Origin of the sequence: Microbacterium aquilitoris (genome assembly GCF_031932285.1) — a bacterium.
GTDB classification, from domain to species: domain Bacteria; phylum Actinomycetota; class Actinomycetes; order Actinomycetales; family Microbacteriaceae; genus Microbacterium; species Microbacterium aquilitoris.
On sequence record NZ_JAUZVT010000001.1, the window covers coordinates 567,013 to 583,287 of the forward strand.

The 16,275-nt window shown below is 69.7% G+C and carries 16 protein-coding genes; 10 read left to right on the top strand and 6 right to left on the bottom strand.

The window, feature by feature from the left end; genetic code table 11:
* Positions 1-29 precede the first annotated feature (29 nt).
* The 3 genes from Q9S78_RS02820 to Q9S78_RS02830 are packed head-to-tail and all read left to right on the top strand — an operon-like array spanning position 30 to position 1,308.
* Positions 30-572, top strand: a complete 543-nt coding sequence (locus tag Q9S78_RS02820) for a DUF1697 domain-containing protein (RefSeq protein ID WP_311858583.1) — start codon at positions 30-32, stop codon at positions 570-572.
* Entirely contained in the window at positions 557-1,042 is a 486-nt protein-coding gene (locus Q9S78_RS02825) for a GNAT family N-acetyltransferase (protein ID WP_020097717.1), read from the top strand. The genes Q9S78_RS02820 and Q9S78_RS02825 overlap by 16 nt, the downstream gene beginning before the upstream one ends.
* Positions 1,042-1,308, top strand: a complete 267-nt coding sequence (locus tag Q9S78_RS02830) for a hypothetical protein (RefSeq protein ID WP_311858585.1) — start codon at positions 1,042-1,044, stop codon at positions 1,306-1,308. The genes Q9S78_RS02825 and Q9S78_RS02830 overlap by 1 nt, the downstream gene beginning before the upstream one ends.
* On the opposite strand, the gene Q9S78_RS02835 is transcribed toward Q9S78_RS02830, so the two are convergent.
* On the bottom strand, positions 1,305-2,525 hold the full coding sequence (locus tag Q9S78_RS02835) for an HNH endonuclease signature motif containing protein (RefSeq protein ID WP_311858586.1): 1,221 nt from the start codon (positions 2,523-2,525) through the stop codon (positions 1,305-1,307). The genes Q9S78_RS02830 and Q9S78_RS02835 overlap by 4 nt on opposite strands.
* A 69-nt stretch (positions 2,526-2,594) precedes the next feature.
* A complete protein-coding gene (locus Q9S78_RS02840) occupies positions 2,595-3,047 on the bottom strand; it encodes a GNAT family N-acetyltransferase (protein ID WP_311858588.1) in 453 nt (150 codons plus the stop codon).
* Between the two features lie 87 nt (positions 3,048-3,134).
* On the opposite strand from Q9S78_RS02840, the gene recQ reads away from it, so the two are divergent.
* The gene (gene recQ, locus Q9S78_RS02845) at positions 3,135-5,195 is read left to right on the top strand and encodes a DNA helicase RecQ (RefSeq protein WP_311868758.1); all 2,061 of its coding nucleotides are present in this window, start codon (positions 3,135-3,137) and stop codon (positions 5,193-5,195) included.
* Positions 5,196-5,216: 21 nt separating this feature from the next.
* On the opposite strand, the gene Q9S78_RS02850 is transcribed toward recQ, so the two are convergent.
* Entirely contained in the window at positions 5,217-5,660 is a 444-nt protein-coding gene (locus Q9S78_RS02850) for a MarR family winged helix-turn-helix transcriptional regulator (RefSeq protein WP_311858591.1), read from the bottom strand.
* A 59-nt stretch (positions 5,661-5,719) separates the two neighbouring features.
* Here Q9S78_RS02850 and Q9S78_RS02855 point away from each other — a divergent pair, with 59 nt between their 5' ends.
* Complete coding sequence (locus Q9S78_RS02855) at positions 5,720-6,088, top strand: VOC family protein (protein ID WP_018185827.1); 369 nt, start codon at positions 5,720-5,722, stop codon at positions 6,086-6,088.
* A 6-nt stretch (positions 6,089-6,094) separates the two neighbouring features.
* On the opposite strand, the gene Q9S78_RS02860 is transcribed toward Q9S78_RS02855, so the two are convergent.
* Together Q9S78_RS02860 and Q9S78_RS02865 are read right to left on the bottom strand one after the other, a co-directional pair.
* Positions 6,095-7,165 carry a Gfo/Idh/MocA family protein gene (locus Q9S78_RS02860; RefSeq protein ID WP_311868760.1) on the bottom strand — a complete coding sequence of 357 codons (1,071 nt, stop codon included), beginning with the start codon at positions 7,163-7,165 and terminating at the stop codon, positions 6,095-6,097.
* 82 nt (positions 7,166-7,247) lie between these two features.
* A complete protein-coding gene (locus tag Q9S78_RS02865) occupies positions 7,248-8,756 on the bottom strand; it encodes a SulP family inorganic anion transporter (RefSeq protein WP_311868761.1) in 1,509 nt (502 codons plus the stop codon).
* Positions 8,757-8,881: 125 nt separating this feature from the next.
* Here Q9S78_RS02865 and Q9S78_RS02870 point away from each other — a divergent pair, with 125 nt between their 5' ends.
* Complete coding sequence (locus Q9S78_RS02870) at positions 8,882-9,250, top strand: MerR family transcriptional regulator (RefSeq protein WP_116227909.1); 369 nt, start codon at positions 8,882-8,884, stop codon at positions 9,248-9,250.
* 6 nt (positions 9,251-9,256) lie between these two features.
* Here Q9S78_RS02870 and Q9S78_RS02875 read toward each other — a convergent pair whose 3' ends face one another.
* Positions 9,257-11,395 (bottom strand): alpha-galactosidase, encoded by a 2,139-nt coding sequence (locus tag Q9S78_RS02875; protein ID WP_311868763.1) that lies wholly within the window; start codon positions 11,393-11,395, stop codon positions 9,257-9,259.
* Positions 11,396-11,630: 235 nt separating this feature from the next.
* Between Q9S78_RS02875 and Q9S78_RS02880 the strand changes: the two genes are divergently transcribed.
* From Q9S78_RS02880 to Q9S78_RS02895, 4 genes are all read left to right on the top strand, one after another.
* Complete coding sequence (locus Q9S78_RS02880) at positions 11,631-13,739, top strand: acyl-CoA dehydrogenase family protein (RefSeq protein WP_311868765.1); 2,109 nt, start codon at positions 11,631-11,633, stop codon at positions 13,737-13,739.
* 35 nt (positions 13,740-13,774) lie between these two features.
* On the top strand, positions 13,775-14,338 hold the full coding sequence (locus Q9S78_RS02885; protein WP_036324347.1) for a DNA-3-methyladenine glycosylase I: 564 nt from the start codon (positions 13,775-13,777) through the stop codon (positions 14,336-14,338).
* 80 nt (positions 14,339-14,418) lie between these two features.
* Positions 14,419-14,694, top strand: coding sequence for a hypothetical protein (locus Q9S78_RS02890; protein ID WP_231370917.1), 276 nt, complete (start codon positions 14,419-14,421; stop codon positions 14,692-14,694).
* Positions 14,691-16,271 (top strand): hypothetical protein, encoded by a 1,581-nt coding sequence (locus tag Q9S78_RS02895; protein ID WP_311868766.1) that lies wholly within the window; start codon positions 14,691-14,693, stop codon positions 16,269-16,271. The genes Q9S78_RS02890 and Q9S78_RS02895 overlap by 4 nt, the downstream gene beginning before the upstream one ends.
* Positions 16,272-16,275 lie beyond the last annotated feature (4 nt).

Here is a 16,275-nt window from a genome sequence, read left to right on the forward strand (position 1 = left end):
GTGTCGGCCGGTCCGGGCAGACTGGGCGGGTGACGACGTATCTGGCCTTCTTGCGGGCGATCAACCTCGGTGCGAAGCGGGTGTTCCCGAAGGAGGACATCCGCCGTGTCGTCGAGGCGGCGGGGTTCGAGGGTGTCAAGACGCACATCAACACGGGGAACGTGCGCTTCGATTCGCGGATGCGGTCGCGCGAACGGATCGAGCAGACGCTGGAGCAGGCGTTCGCCGCCGACCGGGGATTCGAGGTGCCGACGATCGTCTACTCCGCTGCGGAGTTCCGAGAGGTCGCTCGGGAGACGCGTGAGCTGGCCGAGGCGAATCCGGGGCTCGCCCGTCACTACGTGTATCTGTTGAAGGACGAGCCTGCGGCGTCGCAGACCGCCGACATCGAGGCGCGGGCCGATGATCGCGGCCGGATGGTGGTGCGGGGGCGCGCGGCGCATGCGCTGCTGCAGCCCGGGTATCAGGACGGGGCGGTCGACCCGCTGGGCGCGGCGAAGCTGCTGGGCGTGGCGACGAACCGGAACGTGAACGTGATCGGCACGCTGGCCGAGAAATGGGCCGGAGCGTGAGCGTGGTGGTCCGCGAACCGCAGCTGACGGATGCCGCGGCGGTCGCAGCCCTGCACGTGGCCGCCTGGCGTGAGACGTACGGGCATCTCCTCCCCGCGAGCTATTTCACCGACGAGGTGGCGGAGCGTCGGCTGCGGATGTGGACGCAGATTCTCTCCGACCGGCGGCCGGCGCATGTCGTCCGTATCGCCGAGGAGGACGACGAGCTGATCGGGTTCGCGATGTCCGGTGAGTCGGATGCCGGTGGCCGTCAGCTGTACATGCTCTACGTCCTGGCGGCGCATCACGGGACGGGTCCGGGTCAGGCGTTGTTCGAGGCGGTGCTGGCCGACGGGCCCGCGTCGTTGTGGGTGGCGCGGGAGAATCCGCGTGCGATCGCGTTCTACCGGCGCAACGGCTTCGCGTTCGACGGTGCGGAGCAGTCCGACCCGGGGACGCCCGGCATCGTCGAAGCCCGGATGGTGCGGTGATGCTCGGGGTGGAGGCTGTGCTGTCGGCACTGAATGAGGCGGACCCGTACGGGCTGCAGCCGGGATCGCCGGCGGGTGTGCCGGTGGACGAGTACGCGCGTGAGGCGTGCGACATCGCCGAGATCCTGGCGCAGCAGGGACGCGTCTCGCAGGACGACGTCGACGGCATCTGGGAGTCATGGTTCAACGAACCTCTCGTCGACGTGATCGGGATCGCCGAGGTCACCGCGCTCGTCGCACGGATGAACAGCCTCGCTCGGCCCTAGGACGGTGGTGGGTCGGTGGTGAACTGCGGGATGCGTCGTTCGGGCTTTACGAGGTAGATCCGGCCGGCGGGTGAGGTCCATTCGAGTGCGCCGCCGGGTTTGGCTGTGACCTGCCAGTCGGTGTGGTGTTTGAGGGTGTGGTGCCCGCGGCAGAGGGGTGCGAGGTTGGTGGCGTCGGTGTGTCCGCCGTGGTGCCAGTCGACGGTGTGGTCGATGTCGCACCGATCGGCCGGGATCCCGCAGCCGGGTGCCATGCACCGGGCGGCCCGCCACGCGACGAGCCGGCGAAGGTCGGCCGGGGGCCGGTACTGTTCACGTCCGACGGACAGGACGACCCCGGTGTCGGGGTGGGTGAGGACCCGCATCCACCCGGATGCCGCCCCGCACAACTCCCGCGCACGGTCGAGCGGGATCGGGCCGACACCGTCGACCTGCGCGGCAGGGCCGTCAGTCAGGAGCGTCAGGGCGGGGACGGTGATGGCGACGGTCGGGCGGATGCCACGGGCGGAGTCGGGAAGAGACGCGGTCTCCCCGTCGATGAGCAGGTCGCCGAACACGTCTGCGCGCTTCTGGTCAAGTGAACGTTCGTCGTCGAGGGTCTTCGCGATGGCGGTGAGCCTGCCGTGGATCGCGTGCGCTTCGACGGCGGGGAGGTGCGCGGTCAGCCACGCCATCCCGTCCGCACCGGGTTCGACGCGCACGTGCCTGCGGGCGACGGCATCCATGTGACGTTCCGCGATCGTCGCTTCACGCTCCCGGTCGACGATGCGTCGCACCGCGCGGCGGAACGGCCCGGTCGGCATCTCCTCCGCGAGTGCGAGTACCTCGCGGACCAGCTCATCCCGGATGATCTCGAGCTCATCGAGCCCGTCGACGATGATCGTCGCGTGCGTGTCGGTGATGTCCGCGTGACTCATCGACTCCCACACCGCCGGGTACCGCCTCACCAACGCCCGCCCGACCCCCATGAGACGGCCCGCGGCGTGCTCGCTGATCCGCAACGCCGACGCGACTTCGAGCCGCACCGACCGTTCCACCAGCACCGACGCACCCTCATCCCGGGTCGCCGCGCGGATCGCGTCATCCCACAACTCGACGATGCTCGCGTACCGCTGCGCTGCGTGGATCGTCGCCATGTCCGCGCTCAACACAACCCAGTCCAGGGTCGTCGGGATCCCCTCGGGGACCTCATCGACATACGGGGAAGGACTGGACATAGTCCCAGACTAGGGAGGGGTTCCGACATCGGTTCCGACACCGGCCCGACCCCGCATCCACCCCTTCCCCTACCCCAGCCCCCGCGTCCACGCGACCTCACGAACCAACTGCCCGGTCTCGGTGAACGTCCGCACCTGATGGGTCTCCGCCAGGACCCGAGCGAGCTCCGAACGGTCCGCCGCCGCAAAGCCCAGCGACTGCCAGAACGCACCCGACCGGCGGCTGAACAGCCACGCCGTCGTCGCGCCCTCCGCAGCGGCGTGTTCGAGCGCGAAACCGGCCATTTCGGTGCCTCGGCCGCGCGTGCGCGACGAGGCCGCGACGGCCACGCTCCGGATCAGCGCGTGCCGTCCGTCGCCGCTCAGCTCGTAGCCCGTGCTCGCGACGATGCGACCCGCCTCATCGCGCTCGACCCAGAGACGCACCGTGGGCACGTCCAGCCCGGTCACGGTCAGGTCGACCTCACGCAGGAACGCCTCGACCTCACCGGCATCCGCCGCCGTGCACCTGATCAGTTCCATGACCGCTCCTCCTCCCCATCCTTGCAACCTCGTGGACGCTCTCCACATCCGCAGACCGTGTCGGATGCCGCGGCTAGGGTTGACCGGGTGAGTGACGGCGGATGGCAGAACGACCCCTACGCCGATCTCGTGTGGGATCCCGATGACGTTCCGCCGCCGGACGATTTCGACTCGCCGCCGCCGCCCGACCCGCGGTACGACGACTACGCCGCGTCCGTCGCCCGCGCCACGCGCTCCGAACCCACCCGCGCCCAGCCCACCCGCCCCGCGGCCCCGCAGCAGCGCACCTCCGCACCCCCGGCATCCGTCCTGCGTCTCGAACGGCGCGACCACGTCGGCGACGACCCGGTCAAGGTGCTCACCGAGGTCTTCGGCTACACGGCGTTCCGCGGCGATCAGGGTGACATCGTCTCGCACGTCATCGCGGGCGGCGACGCGGTCGTCCTCATGCCCACCGGTGGCGGCAAGTCGATCACGTACCAGGTGCCTGCGCTCGTCCGTCCCGGCACGGGCCTCGTCGTCAGCCCCCTCATCGCGCTCATGCACGACCAGGTCGACGCGCTCATCGCCAACGGCGTCCGCGCCGCCTTCCTGAACTCCACGCAGAGCCCGGCCGAGCGCGCCGGTGTCGAGCAGGCGCTCCTCGACGGTGAACTCGACCTCATCTACGTCGCCCCCGAGCGGCTGTCCGTCCCCGCGACGACCGCGCTCCTGCAGCGCGCCCAGCTCAGTGTCATCGCGATCGACGAGGCGCACTGCGTGTCGCAGTGGGGTCACGACTTCCGCCCCGACTACCTCGCTCTCGGCGACCTCGCCGAACGGTTCCCCGGCGTTCCGCGCATGGCGCTCACGGCCACCGCGACGCGCGCCACGCACACCGAGCTCACCGAGCGTCTGCACCTGCCCGATGCGCGCCACTTCGTCGCGAGCTTCGACCGGCCGAACATCCAGTACCGCATCGAGCCCAAGGTCGACATGCGTCGCCAGCTCGTGCAGTTCGTCCGCTCGCAGCCCGAAGGCTCCGCCGGCATCGTGTACGCGCTGAGCCGCAAGTCCGTCGAGCAGACGGCGGAGTATCTGCGGACGCAGGGTCTCGACGCCCTGGCCTATCACGCCGGGTTGGATGCCTCGATCCGCGCCCGGCATCAGTCGCGCTTCCTCCGCGAAGACGGCGTCGTCATGGTCGCCACGATCGCGTTCGGCATGGGTATCGACAAGCCCGACGTCCGCTTCGTCGCCCACATCGACCTGCCCAAGTCCGTCGAGGGCTACTACCAGGAGACCGGTCGCGCCGGCCGCGACGGCGAGCCCGCGGTCGCCTGGATGGCCTACGGCCTCGGCGACGTCGTGCAGCAGCGCCGCCTCATCGACCAGTCGCCCGGTGACCGCACCTACAAGATGCGCATGGGTCAGCACCTCGACGCGATGCTCGGCCTCTGCGAGACGGTCTCGTGCCGACGCCAGAACCTCCTGAACTACTTCGGACAGTCGTCGGATGCCTGTGGCAACTGCGACACCTGCCTCACTAAACCCGACACGTGGGACGGCCTCATCGCCGCTCAGAAGCTCCTCTCGACGATCGTGCGACTTCAGCGGGAGCGGAATCAGGCGTTCGGTGCCGGGCACCTCATCGACATCGTCCGCGGCGCCTCGACCGAGCGCATCCGCCAGCAGGGGCACGACAAGCTCTCGACCTATGGAATCGGGAACGACCTGTCCGAACAGGACTGGCGCTCGGTCGTGAGGCAGCTCCTGGCCCGCGGCATCTTGGTCGCACAGGGTGAATACGGCGTGCTGACCGTCGGCGAGGCCGGCGCGGCGGTGCTCCGCGGCGCGGAGCCGGTGCCGCTGCGCCGCGACGTCCTCGGCCGCACCGGCGGCGGATCGACTCGTGCGAAGAAGCAGTCGGCTGCCGACGCGCTGCCCGAGGGTGACCGCGACCTCTTCGAGGCGCTCCGCGCGTGGCGTACCGAGCAGGCGAAGGAGCAGGGCGTTCCCGCGTACATCGTCTTCGGCGATGCGACCCTGCGCGCCCTCGCCGAGCACCGTCCGACGTCGGTCGCCGACCTCGACGGCATCACCGGCATCGGTGCGAAGAAGCGCGAGGCGTACGGCGAGGCCGTCGTCGCCGTCATCGCCAAAGCCTGAGCGAGTTTGAGCCGAGCCGGATCAGCCCTCCCGCAGCGCCCGCGTCATGCGGGTGAGCACGTCGAACGCCTGAGCCCGTTCCGCCGCCGACAACTCGGCCAGCATCCGATCCTCCACGGCTTTGACCACGGCGCTCGCCTGCTCCCGACGGCGCAGCCCGGCGTCGGTCAGCGTGACCGGCAGCACACGACCCTCCGCCGCGGTCGCCGGCCTCGTCACGAGGCCCTCCCGCTCCAGCGTCTGCAGCAGCACATTCATGCTCTGCCGTGTCACGAAAGCGCCCCGAGCGAGATCCGAGTTCGACGACCCGGGACGCTGCGCGAGGATCTCGAGGCACGAGTACGCGGTCACGGTCAGCTCGAGCGGGCGGAGGGCGTCCTCCATCGCGACCCGCAGCGCGGTCGCCGCTTCCTTCAGGAGATAGCCGAGCGACGTCGGCAGATCGATCTCGTCGGACTGGACCATGTCAGTATTCTGACATACACTCATCAATGTCAGATAGCTGACACACGAAAGGATGCCTCATGCCCGCCATCGGACCCGACTTCATCTCCCTGCAGGTCAGCGACCTCGACGCCTCGCAGCGGTTCTACGAGCACTATCTCGGCCTCGTCCGCTCGCCCGCCGGACCTCCTCACGCCGTCGTGTTCGACACCGCGCCGATCGCCTTCGCGCTCCGCGACATCGTGCCCGGCACCGACCTCGCCTCGGCGGCCCACCCCGGAATGGGAGCCGCGATCTGGCTGCGCGCGACCGACGTTCAGGACGTCCACGACGCGCTCGCCGCAGACGGCCACGAGATCGTCGCAGCGCCCATCGACGGTCCGTTCGGCCGGACGTTCACGTTCGCCGACCCGGACGGCTACCGGATCACCCTGCACGACAAGGCCTGAACCCCATCAGCTCCACACGTCAGGGGCGACCCGCACATCGGCGCCCGTCCGCGCCGACTCGCCGATCGCGAGACCCAGCAGGTGATCCTGGCAGGCGTCGGCCAGCGGATAGGGTTCCGCGCCGTCACCGAGCGCCCACCGCCCGGTGAGCTCGAGCAACGATGCGACGGCGATGTCGTCCTCCGACAGTCGCGTGCCGACCCAAGGGTTGCGGTAGACGATCCGCCCCTCGAAGGCGGCCGACACCACGTCGTTGCCTTCGAGGTTCAGGTCGACACCCGTGCGGCGGTAGGTGATCGGCGAGGTGATCACCTCGGTGCCTTCGAACCGGCGCACGGTGTCGTCGGTGAGTTCGCCGTGCGAGCCGCGGAGGACGATACGGCGCGACAGGATCGGGTTCCACCACTGATTGTCGACGAAGTCGTAGAGGCCCATCCGCCCGTCGCCGAAGTCGAGCGTCGCGATCGTCGTCGTCCGATCCTGCGGCGAGACGTCGTCCGACCATCCGGCCGGCGTCAGCGGGTCGACGAGCGTCGCGGTGAAGGTGCGGGCCGACACGGTCGCCTCGGCCATGCCGGCATCCAGGAACGTCCGGATCATCGAGGTCGCGTGGTACAGGTGCGTCGACGAGACCTGCACCCCGCCGACGGAGCCGATTGCGCCCGACCGCACCACCTCGAGGCGGGCGGCATGCCCCGGCATGAGCATGTACTGCTCGGCGACTTGCACGAGCCGGCTCGCGCCGACGTCGTGCCACAGCTTCCGCAGGCCGTCGGCGTCGGGTGCCGGCGGCGTCTCGGCGAGCACGCGGACACCGCGCTCCACGAGCTCGGTGATCACCGCCGGCATCGCCGGCCAGCTCACGGACGCGATCACGAAGTCTGGTCGCGCCGCGAGCAAGTCGTCGAGCGAGCGGTGGATCGGCACGTTCCAACCGGCGACCCGTGCCGCCGACGCGTCGGAGCGGGCGAGCACGCCCACCGCCTGCAGCCGCTCGGGCGCAGCCGCGGCGATGCGCAGGAAGAACTCCGAGCGCCACCCCGTGCCGATGATCGCGAATCGTGCCGACTCTGCCATGGGACCCCTTCGTCGTGACGCTCCGAAGCGGGGCGCCCCCGGCATCCTTCAGGTATGCCGCACAGGGGTCAACCCCGGTGCCTCACTCGCCGGGGCCGAGCTTCCCGGTCAGCCGGCCGTGGAAGGCGGATGCCGTGTCGTTCAACCCGACGATCGTCACCGTCGTGCCCATCCGCTCGTACTTGTTGACGATCGCGTCGAGGGCGGCGACGGTCGAGGCGTCCCACACGTGCGAGCGGGACATGTCGATCACGACGTTCGCCGGGTCGTCCGGGTACGAGAACTGCGTCGTCAGATCGTTGCTCGAGGCGAAGAACAGCTCCCCGTCGACCGCGTAGTGGGCGGTGGATGCCTCGGCATCCACCGTTCGCGTGACGGTCACGAAGTGCGCGACCCGACGGGCGAACATGATCATCGCTGCGATCACGCCGAGGACGACGCCGATCGCGAGGTTGTGGGTCCAGACGGTCGCGACGACCGTGATGAGCATGACGGCGGTCTCGCTCTTGGGCATCCGGCGGAGCGTCGCGGGGCGGATGCTGTGCCAGTCGAACGTGCCGATGCAGACCATGATCATGACCGCGACGAGGGCGGCCATCGGGATGATCGCCACGACGTCGCCGAGCGCGAGCACGAGGATGAGCAGGAACACGCCGGCGAGGAACGTCGAGATGCGCGTGCGAGCCCCCGAGGCCTTCACGTTGATCATCGTCTGGCCGATCATCGCGCAGCCGCCCATGCCGCCGAAGGCGCCCGACAGGATGTTCGCGGCGCCCTGACCCAGCGATTCGCGGGTCTTCGAGGAGTGACTGTCGGTGAGGTCGTCGACGAGCTTGGCGGTCATGAGCGACTCGAGCAGTCCGACGACGGCCATCGCGAGCGCGAACGGGACGATGATCTGCAGCGTCTCGAGCGTGAGTGGCACGTTCGGGATGAATACGGACGGCAGGCTCTCGGGGAGCTCGCCCTGGTCGCCGACGGTGGGGACGTTCCACGCGAAGACGACGACGGCCGCGGTCAGCAGCACGATCGCGACCAGGGGGGCGGGCACGGCCTTGGTGAGCCGCGGCATCGCGTAGAGGATGGCCAGGCCGACGGCGAGCAGCGGCCAGACGAGCCAAGGGATGCCGTCGCCGAACAGCTGCGGCAGCTGGGCGAGGAAGATCAGGATCGCGAGCGCGTTGACGAAGCCCACCATGACGCTGCGGGGAATGAAGCGCATGAGCTTCGCGACGCCCACGAGTCCGAGGACGATCTGGATGACGCCGCCGAGGAGGACGGTCGCGATGAAGTAGTCCATCCCGTACTCGCGGACGACGGGCGCGATGACGAGCGCGACGGCGCCGGTCGCCGCGGTGATCATCGCGGGGCGACCGCCGAGGAACGCGATCGCGACAGCCATGATGAACGACGAGAAGAGCCCGACCCGGGGGTCGACGCCCGCGATGATCGAGAACGCGATCGCCTCGGGGATGAGGGCGAGCGCGACGACGAGTCCGGCGAGGACCTCTCGGGTCAGCAGGCGCGGGCTGCGGAGGGCCTGCAGCACCGTCGGTTCGATGCGCGGGCGCACGGGAGTGGTGGTGGTCATGATGGCTCCGTCGGGGAGGGGTGTGCGCAGGCCCGATGGCGGCGCGGGAGAATGGAGGGCGCGAAGATCGCGCACGACCAAACCTAACGTAACGTGAGGTTTGCTGTCCACTCGGAGGGAACCGGATGACCGACGACACGATGCGCATCGGCGAGGTCGCCGAGCGGACCGAACTCTCGTTCCGCACCCTCCGCCACTACGACGAGATCGGCCTCGTCACTCCGTCCGCGCGGACCGACGGCGGCTTCCGTCTCTACACGGAGGGCGACGTCGCCCGCATCCTGCTCATCCGTCGCATGAAGCCGCTCGGCTTCACCCTCGACGAGATGCGGGAACTCCTCGAGGTCGTCGACGCGATGGCGGGCGACGCCGACGACCCGCAGATCCGTGCCCGTCTCGACGGCGTCCGCGCCGAGGCCGCGACCCGGCGCGAGAAGCTTCGCCGTCAGGTCGAGATGGCCGACGAGTTCCTCGACCAGCTCGAACGGATCTGACGGGTCTCAGACCGCGGTGACCTCGACGACGACCGACTGCTGAGGATTCTGCACGGGCGGACGCAGGCCGACGACGGCGAGCTGACGGCCGGTCAGCACGGTGTCGTGGTGCGCCCACTCGAGCGGCGACTGCGCGGGAATCTCGACGATCCCGCCGGGGGTGACGAGCTGCACCCGGTAGACGCGATCCGCGTCGAGTCCCGGCAGTCGCACGCGGCCCGCCGGCGACGAGATGAGCGTCTGCGTCTGCGTGATCGTGAAGAAGGCGGAGTCCGCGTCCTCCGCGACGACCCCGCGGACGTCGAGTCCGGGGTCGGCGACGTCCGCGTTCACCAGGCGGCCCGTGGCGACGAGGGGGCGCACCCGCTTGGCCAACGCGACCCACGCGCCGACGGTCGCGGCATCCGTCTCGGACAGGGTCGTGACGTCCCATTCGATGCCGAAGTGGCCGAACAGAGCCACAGCGCCGCTGAGGCTGAGCGATACGGTGCGGCCGGTGGAGTGCACGTGCGGGGTGGTGAGGTGCATGCCCATCATCTCGGGCGGGACGACGAGCGCGGTGTAACGCTGGTTCTCGAGGCGCTCGACGGGGTCGAGGCAGTCGCTCGTCCAGATGCGGTCGGTGCGGTCGAGGATGCCGAGGTCGACGCGCGCGCCGCCCGAGGCGCAACTCTCGATCTCGAGGCCGGGGTGGGCGGCCTTGAGATCGTCGATCAGGCGGTAGACGGCGAGGGTCTGCGCATGGACGCGGGCCGCACCGCCGGGGCCGGCGGCGGCGTCGACGAGGTCGCGGTTGTGGTCCCACTTGACGTACGAGATCGGGTACGCGGCGAGGATGTCGGAGATGACCTGGCGGATGTACGCGTACGCCTCGGGGTGCGCAAGGTTCAGCACCTGCTGCTGACGCGCGGACGGCGGTAGGTCGGTGCGCCCGCGGAGGATCCAGTCGGGGTGCGAACGGGCGAGGTCGCTGTCGGGGTTGACCATCTCGGGCTCGAACCAGAGGCCGAACTCCATCCCCTTCGCGACGACGTGGTCGGCGATGGGATGCAGGCCGTCGGGCCAGACGGTGTCGTCGACGTACCAGTCGCCGAGGCCCGCGGTGTCGTCGCGGCGGTGACGGAACCAGCCGTCGTCGAGGACGTAGCGCTCCACGCCGATCTCCGCCGCCGCATCGGCGAGGGCGATGAGTTTGGGCAGGCGGTGGTCGAAGTAGACCGCCTCCCACGTGTTGAGGGTGATCGGCCGAGGGCGGGTCGGGTGCTGAGCGCGTGCTCGCCACTCTTCGTGGAATCGCACCGCGAGCTCGTCGAGGCCGTCTCCCCAGGAGCCGAGCAGTTCGGGCGAGGAGATCTCCTCGCCCTGCGCGAGACGGATCTCGCCGGGCAGGTAGAGCTCGCCCGCCCCGAGGAAGGACTCACCCGTCGGCATCCGCTCCGCGAAGATCCGGGAGTTGCCGCTCCAGGCGAGGTGCGCGCCGTGCACGGTGCCGCGCTCGAACCCGAACCCGGGCGTCCCGGCGGCCAACAGCAGGGTGAAGTCCGCCCCCGGACGGCCGCGACGCGACTCCCTCACGTGCGTGCCGAACGTGAGCTCATGGCGTTGCGCCGAGCGCTCCCGCAGGTGGCGCCCCGTCGTGTCGAGGATCTCGGCCGCGTCCCACGGCAGCGGCAGCGTCGTGTGCAGGGCCTGCACCGTGTAGACGCCGGCGCCGTCGTTGCGGACCGTCGTCCGGGCCCGCACGAGACCGGATGCCGTGACCCGCAGCTCGTACCGGGCCGACAGCTGCATCTCGCTGTCCGTGAAGTGCAGCTCGAGGGTGTCCCCGGTCGCCCTCAGGTCGGTCAGCGCGAAGAGGGCGCCGACGTCCTCGCCGTCGCGGTGACCCTCCAGGGTCGGCGTTCCCGCCCAGCCGGATGCCGCGGTTCCGACCACGCCGAGGCGCACCGTGCGGTCGAGCCCGCCCGAGACCCGCTGCAGACGCGAGGCGGTCGCGAGCGAGACGAGCGTCTCGTGCGGCGCATCGCCGAGATCCGCGCCCCAGTGGGCGATGGCCGGGGCGGTGTCGGGCTGCAGGTCGACGACGACGCTGGTGCCGCCGGAGCGGAGGTGGATGACGGTCTCGTCAGAGGGGAGAACGGGCATTCCTCAAGTCTGGCAGTCGGCATCCGTGAACGTGCACACACCGGGCGGCATCCGCCCGTCTGAACGCCCCGGGACACCCCGAATGTAGGCGCAGCACAAGTCGCACAGACCACGTCGGAGGCCGCGCTTGTCTCCCTTCCACAATGCAGTTGGCGTGCTGTTGGAGGACTCCTACCGTGAATGTCGAACTTCCCTGTCCCGTCGCCCCGACCGGGCGTCCTCAGAAAGGCCAGTGATGACCGACACCGTCGTCCGCTCCTCCACTCCCGCCGCCGACAAGCGCACCCCCGCCGGAGGCGCTCCGACCGCGCCGCACAGCGCCGACGAGGCGCACGAGCCCCGCATCGACATCGACGCCGTGGGCGCGATGCTCCGTGGCACCTGGGGCGAGACCCGCCTGACCGTCCGCGAGCTCCTCAAGGACCCCGCCTACTGGCGTGTCGACGGCCAGAGCGTCGCCGAGCATCGCGAGCGCGTCATGGGTCAGGTCAGGTTGCTGGCGAAGAACAGCGGCTCCACGCGCGCACTCCCGAAGGAGTACGGCGGCGACGAGGACAACGGTGCCAACCTCGCCGGCTTCGAGGAGCTCGTCGTCGCCGACCCGAGCATGCAGATCAAGGCGGGCGTGCAGTGGGGCCTATTCGGCTCGGCCGTCCTGCAGCTGGGCACCAAGGAACACCATGACAAGTGGATCCCCGACATCCGCGACGCCAAGCTCCCCGGCGCCTTCGCCATGACCGAGATCGGCCACGGGTCGGATGTCGCGGCGATCGGCACGACGGCCACGTACGACCCCGAGACCGAAGAGTTCGTCATCCACACCCCGTTCCGCGCGGCGTGGAAGGACTACCTCGGCAACGCCGCCGTCTACGGCCAGGCCGCGACCGTGTTCGCTCAGCTCGTCACCAAGGGCGTGAACCACGGCGTGCACTGCTTCTTCGTCCCGATCCGCACGACCGACGGCGAGCTGCTCCCCGGCGTGCAGAGCGAGGACGACGGCGTCAAGGGCGGGCTGAACGGCATCGACAACGGCCGCCTCGCCTTCGAGCACGTGCGCGTTCCCCGGACGAACCTGCTCAACCGCTACGGCGACGTCGCTCCCGACGGCACCTACTCGAGCCCCATCGAGAGCACCGGACGCCGCTTCTTCACGATGCTCGGTGCCCTCGTGCAGGGACGTGTCTCGCTCGACGGCTCGGCCACGATCGCGTCCTCGCTCGCCCTGCACATCGCGCTGACGTACGCCAACCAGCGCCGCCAGTTCGACTCGGGCGCGGGCACCGACGAGGTCGTGCTGCTCGACTACGGCAAGCACCAGCGGCGCCTCCTGCCCCTTCTCGCCCAGAACTACGCGCAATACTTCGCGCACGACGAGCTGCTCCGCACCTTCGACGGCGTCTTCAGCGGCAGAGTCGACACCCCGGCCGAGCGGGAGAACCTCGAGACCCTCGCCGCCGCTCTCAAGCCCCTCAGCACGTGGAACGCCCTGAACACGATCCAGGAGGCCCGCGAGGCCTGCGGCGGGTCGGGCTTCATGGCCGAGAACCGCCTCGTCGGACTCCGCTCGGACCTCGACGTCTACGTGACCTTCGAGGGCGACAACAACGTCCTCCTGCAGCTCGTCGGCAAGCGTCTGCTCGCCGACTTCGCGAAGCAGTTCAAGGGGGCGGATGCCGCCACCCTCGCCAAGTTCGCGGTCGGCCAGACGGCGGGCAACATCTTCCACGGTGCGGGCCTGCGGAGGCTCGGTCAGACTGTCGCCGACTTCGGGTCGACCGCCCGCTCGGTCGAGCTCGGTCTGCGCGCGGAACAGCAGCACGAGCTGCTCGCCGGACGCGTCGAGCAGATGGTCGCCGACATCGCGGGTGCGCTGCGCCCGGCATCCAAGCTGCCCTCCGACAAAGCTGCCGCGCTGTTCAACCAGCACCAGGCCGAGCTCATCGAAGCGGCGCGGGCGCACGGCGAACTGCTGCAGTGGGAGGCGTTCTCGGATGCCGTGAAGGGCACCGAGAACGAGAGCACGCGCCAGGTGCTCACGTGGCTGCGCGACCTCTTCGGTCTGCACCTCATCGAGAAGCACCTCGCGTGGCACCTGATCAACGGGCGCCTGTCGACCCAGCGCGGTGCGGCGGTGTCGAAGTACATCGATCGGCTGTGCGCGCGGCTCCGGCCCCACGCGCAGGACCTCGTCGATGCGTTCGGCTTCGCCCCCGAGCACGTGCGGGCTCCCATCGCGTCGGGCGTCGAGCGTCAGCGTCAGGACGAGGCCCGCGCGCACTACGCGGACCTCGCGGCGCGCGGCGAGGCGCCTATCCCGGAGAAGTCGCTCAAGAAGAAGAAGTGAGCGTCGGAGGCCGTCGGTAGCCTGAGCGCGTGGACATGCGACTCGGGCCCGACGGCCTCCTTCGTTGCGGCTGGGTCGGGGACGACGCCGAGTATCGGAGATACCACGACGAGGAGTGGGGCCGCCCTCTGCGCGGCGATCGCGCTCTCTTCGAGAAGATGAGCCTCGAAGGGTTCCAGGCGGGGCTCTCGTGGATCACGATCCTCCGCAAGCGCCCGCGCTTCCGCGAGGTGTTCGCTGGCTTCGAGCCCGCGACCGTGGCCGCCTTCGACGAGTCCGACGTCGAGCGGCTCATGGGTGACGCGGGCATCATCCGCAATCGGGCGAAGATCCTCGCCACCATCGGCAACGCGCGGCTCGTCACCGAGATGGCCCCCGGCGAGCTCGACGCGTTCATGTGGTCGTTCGCCCCGGCATCCCATCGCCGGCCGTCCTCGTTCGCCGAGGTCCCCGCAACGACGACCGAGTCCGACGCGATGTCCCAGGCCCTCCGCAAGAGGGGGTTCCGATTCGTCGGCTCCACGACGATGTACGCGCTCATGCAGTCCTCGGGCATGGTCGACGACCACGTCGTCGGATGCCACCGCGCCGCAGACTGACGACGCTGCAGAAGTGGGGAGGAGTCCCCATGGGCGACTCCGCGCCGAATCGGTAGCGTCGATGCCGATCGGGGGTGACGATGAGCGACGTGCAGTTGGACCTGGCGGAGTTGGCCGCAGCCAGGGACCGCGCGATCGCCGCATACGACACCTTCTCGTCGGCGGATGCGGTGAGCGGGGACCTCGCCGACCTCACCGGCGAGGCACGGCTGGCGGGCAAGGTCCGAGACTTCGCGGCGAACTGGGACTACAACCGCGGAAAGCTCGAAGACCAGCTTGTCACCGTCCGCGATCTGCTCACGGCGATCGTCGACTCCTTCACGGAGCTCGACGCAGAGGGGGGACGCCAGCCGTGAGCGCGTTGTCGGTGGAGTTCGAGGATCTCTTCGACGGCCGTCCCGACGACCTCGAGGGTCGGGCTCGGGACTTGGGCCGGACGGCCGAGGCGATCGCGTCGGCGGCCCTCGCGCTCCGGAACCTCGTGCAGCAGCACAGCCTGTCGACGGATGCCGCGGGCACCGCCTCGAGCGAGGCTGCCGCCGGACTGCAACGCGCGCAGGATCGATATCAGGGGACATCGACTGCGCTCGTGACCTACGCGGTGGAGTTGGGGGACATCCAGCGCGAGGCGCGCGCGGCCATCGAGGAGGGTGACGCGCACCTCAGTCAGATCCCGCTGCAGGAGGCGGAGATCCACGACCTCGAGAACGCGCTCACGCTCGCCATCGCGAAGGGCGAGTCGACGAGCACCATCGAGGACCGCCTGGGGGAGGCGCGCTCGGCTCTCAGCACCGCGATGGGGGGCGCCGAGGATGCACGACAGGCCCTCAACTCGGCGCGGCGGCGACTGTGGGACGCCGCCGACCGCGCCGGCGAACAGATAGCCACGGCGATCGAGGAGGGCGCCGACTCCTTCGGCGACAACTGGAACCAGTTCTGGGAGGGCGTCGGCGAGGTGTTCGCCATTGTCCGGGACTGGGCCGAAGGGGTGCTCGCGGCGATCGTCTTCGAGCTGGCGGAGCTGGTCAGCGCTCTCGTCTCGGCCGCGGTCGTCACGGTGATGATCCTCGTCGGCGTGCTGGTGCTCGGCTTCGTCTACCTGACGCTGGGCGGCGCGGGCCTGCTCCTGCTCATCGCTCTCGTCTCGGCATCCCTCATATCGATGGCGATCCGCGAGCTCATGGCGTCACCGGTCGTGCAGCGCACGGACCGCTTCGAGGTGTCCGACGACCTCGAAGCCCGCGACTACCGCGACCTGTTCGGCGAACTGGCCGCGCAGGACGGTGCCGGCGGCGAGGAGTACACCGAAATCCGGGTCGTCGCGGTGCGTGACGGATCCGGCGAGATCGTCGCCTGGCGTGTCCAGCTGCCGAGCACACAGCAGTGGTCGCCCTCCAACACCGACGGAGCGCTCAACGACCTCCGCACCGACGTGATGCTGTCGATGTTCCCCGAGCTGCAGACGCAGTACGAGCAGGCGGCCTGGCAGGCGATGACGGATGCCGGTGTCTTCCAGAGCGACGCCCCGATCATGTTCACCGGGTGGTCGCTGGGCGGCATGATGGCGGGCGAGATGGCGACGGATCCGCGGGTGTCGGACCGCGTCGAGTCCGTCGTGACGGCAGGCTCGGCGATCGACAAGCACTACAGCGACATGCCTGCCGACGTCCGTGTGACGCAGTTCAACAACGGCATCGATCCGGTGCACACGCTCGAGTTCTTCGGGCTCGGAATCGAGGACTACGTCCGGCTGGACCAGGAATGGCAGACGTACCGGCCTCTCAGCTGGCCGATGCACGATGCCACGATGTACGGCGATGCCGCCGAGCGGTATCTGCCCGAACCACGGCCCGGGGACGACATCTTCTTCGCGGGTGCGGGAGACTCGGGCAGCGAAGAGGTCTACGTCGCCGAGTACACCCGAGGATCGTGAGGTT